General features: G+C 47.7%; 2 protein-coding genes. Both read right to left on the bottom strand.

Annotated features, from left to right (window positions below; translation table 11 throughout):
* Window positions 1–344: 344 nt before the first annotated feature.
* On the bottom strand, window positions 345–554 hold the full coding sequence (locus CXF62_RS11700; protein ID WP_102094500.1) for a hypothetical protein: 210 nt from the start codon (window positions 552–554) through the stop codon (window positions 345–347).
* Window positions 529–15,195: a PLxRFG domain-containing protein gene (locus CXF62_RS11695; protein WP_102094499.1), complete on the bottom strand. Its 14,667-nt coding sequence runs from the start codon at window positions 15,193–15,195 to the stop codon at window positions 529–531. The genes CXF62_RS11700 and CXF62_RS11695 overlap by 26 nt, the downstream gene beginning before the upstream one ends.
* Between the last annotated feature and the right edge of the window lie 7 nt (window positions 15,196–15,202).

The following is a 15,202-nucleotide window of genomic DNA, read 5'->3' as shown; positions in this document are numbered from 1 at the left end:
CCTAGAGTTGTATGCCAATCGATTGACACCTCTACTGCTTCAACGCTAAAGCTTCATCTACAATTCGCTAATGGCTAGATGGCTCCTGCATCTATTTCGCTTTGTGCCTGCTTATTTTACCATCTGCTATAACTTACGGTATTAATCGGACGCTTTGTCAGTCAATTAGGCTTTCTCTTTTTACGTTAGAGTCTGCACTGAATAAGTTTGCAAGGCAACCGGGTAACCCCAATCCGACCTCACCGCAGCTTTTCTCGTTCCTGCGACTTAACAGCTTAACCTTGCGTGATAATTATAGCAGTATAAATATTCGCATAACAACTCATATAAAGAGGTTTATCCTGCTAAAAAAGAACACCAGCGACCACATCATACAGCCATGCCAGCGGCAGATAGATCACCGTATAGAGTATCGACAAGGCGATACCAATAACCACAGCAATCATAGCAAGTCGTACATAGATATCCACTGCGCCTACAATGAAGCGCACTGGATATTCTATAAACTTACTCTGACTGGCTGGCAAGTTATTCTCTTTCGGTGAAATAGTCATCTAACTGCTCCGGTAGTTTCTGACGATCCTCGCTGGTAAAGTCCTTCTTATCCAAACGACGCTCTGCCGAATCTTCAATCTTATCAATATCTACATTAAAGTGTTCGGGATTGCGTTCGTTCCAGGCGTCCATGTCATTATAAAGCTCGTCAACTCTATCGTAGTCCTCTTGATATAGCGCCTCTGTCAACTGTAGAGCAAACTGATTTTGCTTGTCAAGCACCATGTTTTTCATGTGGTACTTCTCGCTACGTTCACGGCCTTGTTTAGCATTGGACGCCGGGTTGAACTGTAACGCACCTTTGATGACAGCATCAGTGCGGTCCATATCCATCACCTTATCGCCTTTTTGGTTGCGGTAGGCGCCATTGTTCCAAATCTCAATACCTGCTGCCGCATCTCGAACATAACGCGGTGCTGCTATCACTGCCGCATCTTTATACTGGCCTTTCGTGATCATATCGCCAGCGGTAAAGAAGTTTTCAAAGAACCCACTTGATGCACCGATAACTTCTGCCCAATCGCCCTCTTTCGGTCTAGCAAAGTCAGTACCAGGTATAAAGTTACCCATATTTGAACGACCATACATATCAAAGCGTGTTTTCTCACTAAGCAATCCGTACATAAGGGCATCGGCATTATCTTTGCCAAGCTCATCCTGCAAGAAGGCTGTTAGATTGGTTGCACGACCAAACAATCGATACAGCAAGCCTTCTACAATATCACGCAAATCATCGGTAAACGGCAGACCTAACATACCTGCAAGCATAAACTGCCATGCCATAGCGACAGCCAGTGATTTAACTTCTTTATCGCGTCCGTGTCTGATCATCTGCTCAGCATAGTTGATACTGAACTGCTTAAACACCATAACCAACGGCCCAAACTGTCCAAGCTTACCAGTACCGCGTGCCAGTCCTGAACGATTGCCTTTATTATAGACGCCCTGTGTCTGCTGAATCATCGATACCGCAAAATCATAGCGGCTGTTAAAGCCTTTTGCTTTTAGCTTAGCATCGCCCATCGTCTGCGCAACTTTAAAGGCAGCGATCATGGTGCCACGACGGTTGACGGTTTCTGATACTTCAGCGGCCCAGCCAGCGGCACGCGATAAATTGCCCCATAGACCGCTAATCACGCCAGCCTTACCACGCTCAAGCCCTCGAATCATCCAGATATTTTGTGGATCAAGATGACCTTCACGAGTCATGCGCAGGTAGTCCTCTTTTTTAACCCATGCTGGCAAGTGGTCCTCAAAACCTTTCCAGCTAGGTGTAGCATTACCTGTGACCTTTTTGCCGAACTCAAATGTCGCTTTGCCTGTGTACTTGGTGATAATGCCTAGCGCCTGTGTCATGTCTCTATGCGCACGCGCTGCACCGACATAAGCGGTCAGCTTAGGTATGGTCTGAGTAAATGGCTGTGTGAAGTTAAGCACCATAAATGCGGTAGAAAATCCCATATAGTAATGGAAGAGTAAGCCGCGCACGCCAGCAAACTCCTCTTGTGGGTTTTCCATATTAGCAAAGACGTTTTGTGCTTCGCCTTGCAAGTTACCGTCCTCAATCTTTTGTATGGCGTTCTCGATCTCGCCATTATATAGAGCACGACCACTGTAGCGTGCGTTACTCATGACGAATGACGATAAGACTCGCGGCAAGTCCTCGCTATACCCTGGCACCTTCTTACGATGGATCAGGCGTTTTAGGGCGCTTTGATTGCTAATCGCTACCTTTAAGTAAGCTTGATGGGCACCATCTGTATCAAGCCCAAGCTCAGCGGCAAACAACTGTACCGTCTCAGGGGATAATCCTTTACCTGTGAACTGCTTAAACGCATCAGGATTGAGCGTACCAGTGCCAACTTCAAAATCATTCTCATCATACTTTTCTTTAAGCTCTTTGATAGCCTTGCGCTGCTGCCCTTTGGTTTCGTAAAGCTCGAATAAGTCCAGCTCATTGTTAGATTTGTCGCGAACCTCAACCGCATAGTGTCCAAAACGCATCAATGGTGCATAGCCTTTTTTCACCAGGTCATCATACTTGACCGCGACACTATCCATCACATCAAACACCCCGTCTAATTGATTTTGTAAGCGCTTCTCTGCGGCTGGCGTGATACTGCCAGACTGAGCCAGTTTCTTGAGCTCGTCCGTCATGTGCTGCTGTATCATTAGGTTGTGACCGATAGGCGTCAATCCTGCCAGCTTTAACCTATTAATAGTATGAATATTAACCAGCTTAGTGCCCTTAGCTAAGGATGATAGTGTATCGACTGTCATGTTAAGTACAGAAGAATCAATAGCAGCACGCGCGCGGCGGTACATATCCTTTTGCTTGTCATCAAGATTGAATTTTGTCTCAAGCTCGCTATCCGTCCATACCTGATCTGCCATTGTGCCATCAAACAAGGCGCGACTGACTTTATCGATTGCTTTTTTGCGCTTGCCTACCATTAACTTGGTATCCCAAATCTCAGGTAGATACTCTTGTATGCGCCCGGCTTCGTTGTTCTCATAAGCAATACGCGCCTGCACGTTTTCAAAGAAGGTTTTGAAACTTGGATTTAACATGCCGACGTGTAGCGGTGTGGCTAGATGACGACGCAGCAACAAACTCAAGTTAAACTTAGATGACAGTGCGGTGGCTGCTGATTGCTTAGCGGCATCAATCGCTTTTTCTTTGGCGGTGGTTGGGCTTGTGTCTGTACCTAAGTTTGAATAGCGACGGCTAAAACGAATATCAGGATCAGATGAGTCAAACGTACCAATATTGTTGGTAGCTGACTTAATCTGCGTTGGCTTATGAGCGACTGCCCACTTTACGCTACCATCCGTATCTCTATAGATAACCCCATCATGACCATCTTTTAGCATCTGCTGACGACTTGGAACCGACGCCAAGCCTGAATCTACATAGTAAGGGTTTTCTATTGATAGATAAGCTGGCACGACACGAGTACCACCACCTGAATAACTGCTCGCTTCTGACTCATTCGAGGTGAAGTAACTTCCTCTACCTAACAGTGCACCAAAATCAGTCGTATTAAACTCGTTAAATGATTTGATTGTACCGTGATAAACAACAAGCGGCTTGCCATTACTGTCCACCACCTTGCTATCACCAAACCATTTTTTAAACGCTGCCGTGGCTGTTTGGTTGGTGGATTCCTGACTGTACTGCGGCACTGCTGCGGTATTATCCATGCCAGCAATAGTCACGCTATCCATACTCTGCTCTGCCAGACGCTTAACCATACGCTCAGCTAACTGTGTTATATCATTAGGTGTCAGTTTTAATTGTACGCCTGTATTAGCGCGCACCCATGCACGCACGCCAGCCATGACACGATTAACAAAGCGTTTAATCACAGCAAGTGGACCGCCACGCTCGGTGGCTTGCGCGTGCTCAGTGATAAGGTAGGGTATATATTCATCACGTGCTTCTGACTCTGTTGCGGTACTCGCTTCTGCGCGCGCTTTAGCTCTGACTGCATACTTATTGCCAGACCTAACTAAGTCATAAAAGTTTTCCATAAGGGTCATGTAAGTTTGCGGTGATAGCATACCCTGAATACCAGCATGACCGCCCAACTCATGAAGCAGTGTTGCAACTGCGGTATCAGTGGTTAGATTGTCAGCGATCAGTACGACCTTACCTTGATGATAAAAACCTTCTGCATCACTTGGGATAAGCAAGCGACCACTACTATCGACAAAATCATTAAGCGTGCGCACTCGTAGCTTGCCTGATTTAATGAGACTAGCAACCACTTCTTTGCCGAATCGGTTTTGTAAAACACTAATGACCTGCTGGCTCGTGGTGCCAGTCAATCCTTTGGCTGGATTGGTTTTAGAAAACTTAGGTTCCTCAGTGCCAGGTACACGATCTTCTTCGGTTAATCCGTTTGACTCACTAGCAGCCTTTAATGCTTCCGCTTCATTTGCCAGCGCTTCTTCAAGCTCTTTTAAGTCGCGTGATTTCTCATCAAGCTCGGTCTGCGCATCAAACGACTTGCCAGCACGACGCTCAAAATTTTCAGCATCAGTCTGCGCCTGCTCGATAACCGCTTCGATCTTGGTTTTGTAGTCAGCCAGCTTATTGACACGATTAATGATACGAGTGGTCAGACCATCAGGCCGTGTGTCTTTCACATTGTCAGTATCAAATAAGGCGGCATCATCTGCTTTTGGTATATTGACATTGGCATCTGCGTAAAAGTTGCCACCGTCCATCATGACGCCATTATAAACCACGTCATATCCAGCAACGGTTCCTAGTACCTGCTCACCAACATGATAGTCTTTAGCATACTTATTGTATGCAGCAATAATCGCTTGCCCAAACTCTGTACGGTTATCAAAAGACTTGCTGCCAACCCTACCTATCACATCGCCTGTCTCTACTGTTTTATGAGTAGGTAGCAGCTTATTAATGGCGTCTAACTCTCGCTCGGCTCTGGCCAGTGTTTGACGCGCTTGCTTGGCTTGACCTTGGTTTTTAAACTTCTCGTTCTGAAAACCTGATAACTGACGGTTTAATCTCTCAACATCTTGTCTGAGTCCAGCTAGCTGTAATGAACGTGGATCACCAGACGACAATGCAGATGCTTGCTCAAACGCACTCGCTTCACTCACGTCATCCATATTACGAACTGTCATATCACCGCGCATGGCTTGCTCAATGAATCGTGCTTTACGAGCGACCATTGACCACATGGTACTGTCGTAACTGCCTTTGGTAGCATAAGCTCTGATAACCACTTCTTTATTTTGGTTGCCCTGGCGAATGATGCGGCCTTCACGCTGTTCAACCGACGCTGGGAACCAAGGCGCATCAAGATGGAATAAATGTGTCAAACGCTTCTGCGCATTGACGCCCGTTTCCATGTCTTTACCACCGATCATGATGCGCTTACGGCCTTGACGCATATCATCAAACAGCTTGCCTTTTTTGGCATGAGTCTTATTGTCACGCATAAAGGCGATGTGCTCAGGATCAACACCCTGACGTATCAGCTCGTCAGTAATCCACTGTTTCATATCAAAGCCGCGACTAGCGGCTGACTGCTCACCAAGTCCAATGTCGGTAAACATCATCAGCGCACCACCGTTTAGCTCATCGATACTGCCGTCTGTGGCGTACTCATTGTCAGCGGTGGCATGATAAGCTTCAACCATGTCAGTGATAACGCGGTTTAGCTTACTATTAGGATCGCTTGGCAGTGTTGGGTCCACAAAGCGCATGTCGATAGCACTAAAACGACCATCACCGATAACGCTTAGGATAATATCTTGGCCCTTCTCAGGCTTACCACTGCGCTTGCGTATGGCGTCGATACGTGCCGCAAGGCTGGCTTGATATTCCTTGAACCCATCAGGCGTTGGTATGGCCACAATCTCTCGACCACCTGTTTTTACTTCAGGACGTACCACGTAATCAGCCAAGTCGTTACTGGTCAACACGTCCATGAATGAGCGAACACGGCTCATCAGCTCCGGCACGTTGACGAATCTTGCAAAGCGCGGCACCACTTCATAGTTACCTGCTGCGTTCTGCTCTAAGCCCTCAACCACCTCACCGAACTGATTGGCCCACACATCAAAATGCTCTAGGCCGTCTTGCTCTAATTGGTTCGGCTGGAAATAACGCTGGATAGTATAAAGCTCACCCATTGTATTGGTGACTGGCGTACCTGACGCACCAACAAAAGCACGCGACGGATTGTTTTCTCTGAGTAGCTGTAGCTTTAAGTCTAAATCCATTGCCTTTTGCGAGCCTGCCGGGTCAATACCCTTGATAGCACCCATCTTAGTGACAAAGTTTAGCTTGCGGAACTCGTGCGCTTCATCGATATACAACTTATCGACGCCCATATCTTCAAAGAACACCGCACCATCTTTCTCTTTAGCATTAATCAGGTCATCAAGGTTACGCTCTAGGCTTTCGATATTGCGCTCAAGCTGTTTGACTGACGTGCGATTGTCACCATCATCGTCTTTGGTGGCTTCAAGCGCGTTTTGCCACTCGTTTATTTTATCTTTTAAGAACGCTTGTTTTGTTTCAGGCTTCACGCCTATGCGCTCAAAACCTGAATGAGTAATAATAATAGCGTCTGGGGTATTAAGTGCGGCCTGCGCCACAAACTGCTTACGGTTGTGCGTATGAAAGTTTTGTTCATCAGCGACCATGATGTTAGCCGCAGGATAAAGCATCAAAAATTCTTGGCTAAACTGATCTAGCATGTGATTGGGTACCACAAACATAGGCTTGTTGATTAACCCTAAACGCTTCTCTTCCATTGCGGCTGCAATCATGGTGAATGTCTTGCCAGCACCAACGGCATGATTCAGATAGACATCACCCTGACGAATAACACGGTAGATACCGCGTTTTTGCGGTGCGCGCAGTTGTATCTTGTTTGACATGCCAGCCAGCGTTAAGTGATCACCATTAAAGGTAGGCGGCACAATGTTGTTGTACGTCTTGTTGTAGTAGTCGGCAAGCTCTTGCGTGCGCGTGTCATCAGACCATAGCCATTTCTTAAATTCTGTCTTAATCTTGCGCGCCACTTCGTTAGCAAGCTCGGTTGCCACTGAGTCGATATAGCTACCGCCATCAGGCGACTTGCGCGATATGCTAATTTTTCTGCTGTTTAAGATAGACTCGACCAACTGAACGGTGCTTCTATCTGCCGTTGAATAGTCAGATGATTTTGAAGTACCGCCCACATCCCACAGTCCAACCACCGATGAATACTCGGCAGTTACATTAGCATTAAGTATTTGCTGGCTAAACTCATTGATCACACTACCTGGAATCCACGACGCGCCCATATTGCTCGCAATATCATTAGGCGCGATAGGTGCTGGCTGGACCGCTTTTAATGCCGCGACGTTGCGGCTATAGGATTTATTGGTTTTAGCTGCAGTCTCAGCCTTTTTAAGCTTATCCACCACGTTGCCGGATAAGTAGGTTTCTGCCAAGTCCCATTGCTTTGACTGAGGATCGTTGTAGATTTGCTCGCCCAACTCTTCAATGATTTGCGGCTCTGCCTTGCCTGTTAGTGCGGCAATACGCTCAATATCTAACACACCTTTTTCATCAAGCGTGTAGACCAAGGCGTCTTGCGTGCTCTTGATGGTAGGTGCTTTCGGCTTGCGCAAACTGCGACCTTCAAAGAAACTGCCCTTAACAACGGTGCCTTTGCCGTCATCAACGACATTCTCAAGCGCACTTGCCAGCACACCTTCAACATCGAGGAATAAGCGCTGCTTGTTTTTAAAGCGCTTAGTGACTGTAGTGGTGCCGTCAGCGTTCTCGCGTTCGCTAACACTGTGCGCCATTAGCGGTCCATGCTTCTTAACAAAGGCGTCGTACACTGTATTGAGCGTAGCAAGCGACTCTTCCCATGTGTCACTGTCTGTTAGCTGGTCACGCTGCGACTGCTTGAGCGCATCACGTACGCCCACATAGTCAGTCATAAAGGCAATATCTTTGGCGCTTAAATCAATAGGCTTGCCGTTGGTGCCGTAACGCTGAGTTAATGGCGTTCCTACACCGTCAACCACGCGCATAAGCTTGCCGTCTTTTAGATAGACGCCACCTTCTTTATTGGCGGCACTGGCTGGATCGTAGTCTAAATCCATCACCTTAACCGCTTCTGCTGGACTACCGCGAGTGGGGTTAAATACGTCTTTGGGTAGCTTAGCAATAGCACCATCTACTTGTTTGGCAAAGTCGCCTTTGTTTGGGGTGACGGTATAGGTGTCACCAAATCGACCACTGACAATAGCGTGCTCACCTAGCACCATATCGGGATTGTTGACAAAGTATTCATTGATAGCGGTGGGCTTACCACTGGCTTTAATGGACTTAACGCTTGCCCATGCGGTATCACTTGGCTGCTCGCCTTCATGACGCTTGCGCAAAAAGATAATATCAGTGACAACTTCGGTGCCTGCATTTTCTTTAAAGGCAGTTTGCGGCAAGCGAATAGCGCCTATCAAGTCAGCTTGCTCTGCTAGGTACTCACGAACGCTGCTACCCTTTTTATCCATCGTGCCTTTTGAGGTGACAAACGCCATGACACCGCCCGGCTTTAGCTTGTCCAGCGTTTTAGCAAAGAAGTAATCGTGTAGCTGCATTGACTGCTTGGTGCTGTTCTTGCCAGCGCCTTTATAATCGACGCTAATACCAGCAAACGGTGGATTGCCCACCGCCACATCAAAATGATTGTCTGGCAGTTTGGCTTTGATGTAGTCATCAATCCTCATGCTTGATTCAGGGTAGAGTTGCTGTGCAATACGCCCAGTGATTGGGTCAAGCTCTAGTCCAACATAACTACTACTATTGGCAAGCTTGCTTGGCATTAGGCCGTTAAACACACCAATACCGCTGGCAGGCTCTAGCACTTGACCACCTTTAAAGCCAAAACCTTCTAAGGCTTTATAAATACCATCAACCAATACGGGCGGTGTGTAGTGGGCGTACTGAGTAGTACGACGCGCAGTATCATACTCGCTATCGGTGAGTAGGGATTTTAGTTTTTCGCCCAATGCTTGCCAGCTATCAGACTTATATTTGCCTGTGTCTGGATTAGGGAATATACCATTAGCAACCTCACTTGCGCCCCAGCCTGCGTATTCAGCAAGCAAGGATTGTTCTTCGCTGGTGGCTTGGCGGTTTTCGTTATCGAGGTTTTTTAGTAGCTCAATAATAGAGACGTTGCGCTCTGCGACCTTCTGCCAGCTTAGTTGTTTGCTGGTGTCTGCTGACGAGATAACATGGTTTTTTGCTTTTACTGCAGACGACGCGCTTGTCTTTTTAGCTGCTCCATCATTTGATTTAGTGCTGTCTGCTCGGCTGTCGCTGTCATTTGCATCTGGTCGCTGACTCGCTGCTGTGGATCGCTCATTCTCATTACTGTTTCCAGTATTCGGTCCATTGCTTCGTCCATCGACTGCATCCACGTCGCTAGTAGACTCTGCTTGAGCTCGTCCAGCGTTCCATCTTTTTTCATCCGCTTGGTCAAACTCGCGTATTCTGTCGAGTTCAGCACGCTGTCTATCGTCTTGATTACTTGTTCCGGTGTCATCATTGTCATTCTCGCTTATCTCTTCCACTGTCTTGAATTTATCAGCGCGTCGGCTCACATCATAGGCTGGGCCTTCACTGCCTAGATTGATGCCTACTGGCTCGCTTGCCATAAAGTTACCTTCTGGCTTTGATCTTATACCGTTTTTATCTTCATAGATAGGTTCGCCCTCCGTGTTCTCACCAACAAATAGGCGCTTGTCGTTACCTACGTCGATAGATTTAGGGTGCTTGGTTTTGGCTGGCGTGGTAGGTGTGGCTTCTGATACTTCAGCATCAGCATTAATCATATCAACCAATGCGCTAGAATCTGTACTTGCGCTGATGGTTTTGTACTTATTGTCTACGGCATATCTTATCTGAACACGTTGAGGGTGATCGTTTTCTCCTGCCACTTTATCTTGGGTTGCTACCGATACATCAATTAGCTTGTCGTCAATCTTCATCTTCAAGGAACCAAACCCTGATGATTGAGCGCTCATTCTTTTAATGACAACACCGTCATCGTTTTTACTAGCTACGTTTACAGCGTAGCCATTTTTTTGCAGTCGTCTACTTACGTCGCCTAGATAGTCACTAGCGTCCTGCAAAAACCCTTCTTTATCTCCGTAATAATCACTTATTTGACCAACACCCCAATCTTGATTGAGTGTGACGGGCTCGCTTGCCTGCTCAGTCTCGGCCTGCACGTCATCAAAGAACCCACTTTCTACAAGCTCGTTAAACTGCTTGCGGCTATCTTCTACACTATCCATACCTGTAGTGTCGAGCTCGTCAAAGTTGCGCGCTGCTTCCCATGCTGGCAAAAGATAGCTTTTAACCTTCACGCCAGCGTCATCGATTAGCAGTGTAGCAAAGTCAGTAAAGTTACGAATACCGCCTTCAATATATGCTGCTGCCAGCCCCATTGCTGCAAAAGAGGCTTTAGGATCAAAGCCTGAGTTTAGATTACCCAAACTGCTTTTTAGTGTAGCGCGGTATTCTGCTGCTGCTTCTTTAGTGACCACCTTATTTTTATCTAAAAGGCTGGCACGCAATTCTGCTGCGGTTTTACGTTTAGGCTTAGCGTCTTGTGCGCTCACATCATTCTGTGTTTTATGGGTAGCAGCTTTCTTCGCTGCTGCTCGTTTGGCTGGCGCGGATTGCTCACCTGTAGGTGTAGAAGGCGTGGTGCGACTACTGGTTAATTCTGCAAACTGCTCGTCGGTTAATGGCTTAGGTTTCTTGGCGGTGGTCGCCTTAACTTGCTCTGATTCAGTAGAAGATAAATCCAACTCACCAAACATTTTCCAAAAATCACCCAGCGATCTCTCTTGGATGGATTTGTATTTGCCGTCTGCTTCTGAGTAGTATTGAGTGCTAATACTGTCTATGCCGCCTGACTTATTATAATTAACACTAACCAGTCTATGCTCTCGACCACCTTTGTCGGTAATATTGTCACCAATATTTTTGACTGGTGGTGGATTGTCTTGGCGTTTCAATCCCAGCTTAGCAGCTTCCGATAGAGTGTAAACACCTCCTGTAAAAGCATTTTCTGTTTCAATCTTGGATAAATACCCTGCTTGATGTAGCTGTCGAACCAAGTCACGAGACTTGGCAATGTTGCCGTCCCATCCTGCTTGACCAGTAATCCTAGCCTTGCCTGTTGCGGTTAGCTCCTGAGTATTAGGACTTCCATTTTCACTCATTACATCGGTAGGTGCTGAGGTTTGCGTGATAGCTTCTGAGCTTTGCGCTTTCGGCTGTATCTCAAAACGCTTGCCAGCCTGGACCACTTCATGCGTATCGCTAATGCCTTTCTTATCAATGAATGCTTGCGCCTTATCCTGATTACCGAACCACTTAGCGTTACCATCTTTACCGATAGCGACATCATTGTTAGGTGCTGACTCAGTTTTTGCGACTGGTGTAGGCGTACTGTTATTTAACGAGCGACCTTGTATCTCATCGACGCGATTAGCAAATGCTTCAAACTCTGCATCTGTGCCGCCATACTCGCCATTTTCATCAAGCGTCATGCCAAGCTCAGTAGCGGCTTGTTCTTGTGCTTGTGCGTAGGTTGGTTTGGCTGGCGCGTTAGGGGTAATAGTAAAGCCGCCGCCTTTAACCTGGTTGATGGTTACGCTATTAGGATCAATTTTTTGTCTCTTGATAGCCGCTTTTGCAGCAGGTTTGCTCTTGTATATTTTGGCTGTCGTGTCTTCTGGATTAATAGTAGGATTGCTGATGACTGGATTTGACTCATTAACAGCAGGCACGGGCGTGCTAGTACTAGGTGCTGGAATGTTAATGACGGGATTCTGTTCAGTGAGTTTAATGGTATCTGTTGCTACTACATCACTATCGATTGACGGTTCCTGCACGGGTACAGTTAACCCATCTGTCTGTTCGACTTGTTGCTCGCCAGCCTCAATAATCGCATAGCCGTCTGTTTTTTGCACAATATCAACTGACTTCGGATTAAGTTTTTGCTTTTTAATAGCAGCTCTGGCGGCTGATTTACTTTTATAGACACCATCAGGTAGCGCATCTACTTGCTTAGGCGCACTAATTACTTGTTTTTTATTTTGATCCTGAACCTTTCGGTGTCTCTCTCTAGCTGCGGCAACTTCGGATACTGTATAGTGTTCTTTCGCAAGCTCTTTAGGATCGACCTTGTAAGTTTCTGGATTAACTGTTTCAGCGCCTAAGAAGTCACCACTTGCCTTTTGGGTAATTCGCTCACCGCTTTGGCTTTGGTAGATAGGCATTCCGTACTCATTCTCTCCGATAAACGCCCAAGGTTCACGACCATATATTTTGGTGCTGGCGTGATTGCCTGACGGCTTGTTATTTAATTCTACGGACGATGTATCGGAAACTGGCGCTGGAATATTGATAGTAGGGTTTTCATCAGTCAACTGCGTGGCTGTCTCTGTCTCTACTGGTGCTGCTGGCGTGACCGTCTCTGCTTGTGGCTCCGCTTCTACTGGTGCCGCTGGTGTTTGTTCGGCACGCACCGGCATCGTTAAGCTGCTAGCGGTAGGCGCTGCTGCTTGCTGTGACTCTGGCGCTAGTGGTGGCTCACTGATAGGCTGCGATTGAGTATCACCGCCTGCGCGTGATTGGCGTACTGCGTCCAAGCGTCCGGTCATCCATTGATGTACTTGCTTTTGTACCCCTTCAGGCATATCGCCCCAGCCAGCCTTAGCGATATTCTGATCAACCTCACCATTAAAAGCGTCAGCAATTGCTTTTGTTTTGGCTGCGGCTGGCATAGTGCTATCCCAAAAACGCGCTAGGTTAAACGGGGCACCATCAGCGCCCACAACGGTAGTATCAAATGATTCACCCTCATAAGGCTGTGCTAGCTCTGCACGCTTAGCAAGCACTGCTTCTGCTTCTGCGCGCTCAATCTCGCGCTGCTGCTTTGCTTGCTCGACGGCTTTACGTTCACGCTCTGTCTTAGCGTCTGCTGCTGCTTGCTCAATTTCTGCGTCAATTTGCTGCTGCTGTGCGCGCTGTGTGGCTATGTAATCATTAATCGTTGCGCCTGTACCTGCAATCGCTTGTTGCTGCTCTGCAAAGGCTGTGTCCTCCACCTTGGCGGCTGCTCGACTCACGACGCCCGATAAGCCTTGTTTGTTCTCACCGCGCTTATTGTCATACCATGCTTGCGCTGCTGCTAGAGATTCTTCGACGGGCTTGCCAGCGCTATCATCTTCAATCGCTTCATCTAACGCTTGCTGCTCTGCAATAAGCTCGGCAATCTGCGCGTCTTGCGCATCAAGCTCTTGCTCGCTTGGCTGACTATCAACCACTGGCTGTGCTTGTTCGGCTGGCACGCCTTGTGGATTAAGCGCGGCATCAAAGCCCTGCTCATCAAGCTCGGTTGCTCCATCGACTTGACCGTCAAACTCTTGATCAGTGCTATTGGTTGGTTCGATACGTGGCGCACGACGGGCGAGTGAGGTGCGAGGAATACCGCGGCTCTCAGCTTCACTTGTCATTGCATCAAGCGCTGCCTTGGTTTCTTCCAACTGTGCGGTTAGCGCCTGACCTTCTGGCGACCTTGGTGATACCAGGTCAATTTGCTCTTGTAGCTGCGGTATGGTTGATGCAATATCAGCATAGTTTTGCTGCGCGACTTTGAGCCCATCTTGCGCCTGCTTAAACTTTGAATTGCGCGTGGCCACATAAGTACCGCCGCCCATTAGGCCGCCTAAGATACCGCCCATCAGGACCGCTTCTGTGTTTTGCGCGGTATCAATCTTGTCTTTTACACCCACATCAACGGCTGCTTTTTGAGCCACATAATCGGTGTAACCTTCTTGCGCGCCTTCTTCAGCGACATTCAATCCCACAATACCAGCGCCTACGGCTGTAGGAATAGCGGCTCCTGCTACCTTGCCAGCATCGGCACGCACCGCAAGCTTGTTAAACACCTTTTGTCCCCACTGACTGACCGCACCGCCTGCGGCTCGGTTGGCAGTGAATGAGCCGACGCCTGGTGCCATCATGCTAAGTGCTAGTGTTGCAAGGCCCACGTTTTCGCCTGACTCTTCAGCAATCTCGCTAATGGTCTGATCACGCGCTTTAGTAAAGGCTTCATCTTCACTCATGCCAGCCTTGACGTTTTTATCAAACATAGCTTTGTAGATGTCTTGCGAGCGTTCAGCGCTGGCAAGCTGCTCTGACGTTGCATTTTCTAGCTCATCTTTGGTGCTATCACTACCATCAAGATAAGCTTGTGGGTACATAGACGCGCCAGCCACACCGTAAGAAGCGGCTGCCGTTGCTTTGGCACCTGCGCCTACCGCCTGAACGCCTTTTGCGGCTACCCCTGCTGCCCCAAAACTGGCGGCAAGTGACGGCACTTGTTCAACGGCTGATACCGCAAGCTTTTGTGAGAAGTTACCATTCTGCTGAATATCGCCATACGCCTGATAGACGTTATTAGATATATTATCTTCATAGCTCTCTAACGCTTTAGCGCCACGGTCAAAGATACCACCGTCGTCATTCTCACCCACATCAGCGGCAAGCTGTAATGGTGCACGTAACAAACGTGATGAACCAGTAGCAAGCGCACCGCCTACGGCTGACACTGTGTCACGGGCTGCGTGTGCGGCTGCCTGAGTACCTACCGTATCATTACGGACTGACTCGTTGGTACGATAGTCATTATCAAGCTCGCGCTGCGTTTGCTTAGGCTTGCGTAGCGTACCTATTTGTTGCTGCGCTTTGGCTTTGGCGGCTTGCAGGTCTTGATAGTTTTTATTAAACAAGCTGTCATAGGTCTGCTGATATTTTGGACTGCCTGGCTTTAAGTGCGGTGCACGCGCTTTAAGCTCTTGTTTAAGCTTAGCGTCAATCTTTGGCTTCCAAGTATTATTCTCCCACTCACGCAAGGCTGCTGCTGCCACTTTCTTATCTTCGTTGGCATAGCTTTTGTTGGTGGCAACATCAAAACCTTTTGATACTGGATTACGACCATCACGAGTCTTACGCTGTTTTTCAACGGCAGTGCTGGCAATACTAAATAATTTATCGTTTAAGCTCATATCGTTT

Source organism: Psychrobacter sp. MES7-P7E (genome assembly GCF_002863645.1).
Lineage (GTDB): Bacteria > Pseudomonadota > Gammaproteobacteria > Pseudomonadales > Moraxellaceae > Psychrobacter.
The sequence above is the reverse complement of the archived record's forward strand: the minus strand, read 5'-3'. Positions and strand labels throughout refer to the sequence as shown.

Coding starts and splice junctions, on each gene's coding strand:
- CXF62_RS11700 (WP_102094500.1), bottom strand. CDS start 554: ATGACTATTTCACCGAAAGAGAATAACTTGCCAGCCAGTCAGAGTAAG.
- CXF62_RS11695 (WP_102094499.1), bottom strand. CDS start 15,195: ATGAGCTTAAACGATAAATTATTTAGTATTGCCAGCACTGCCGTTGAA.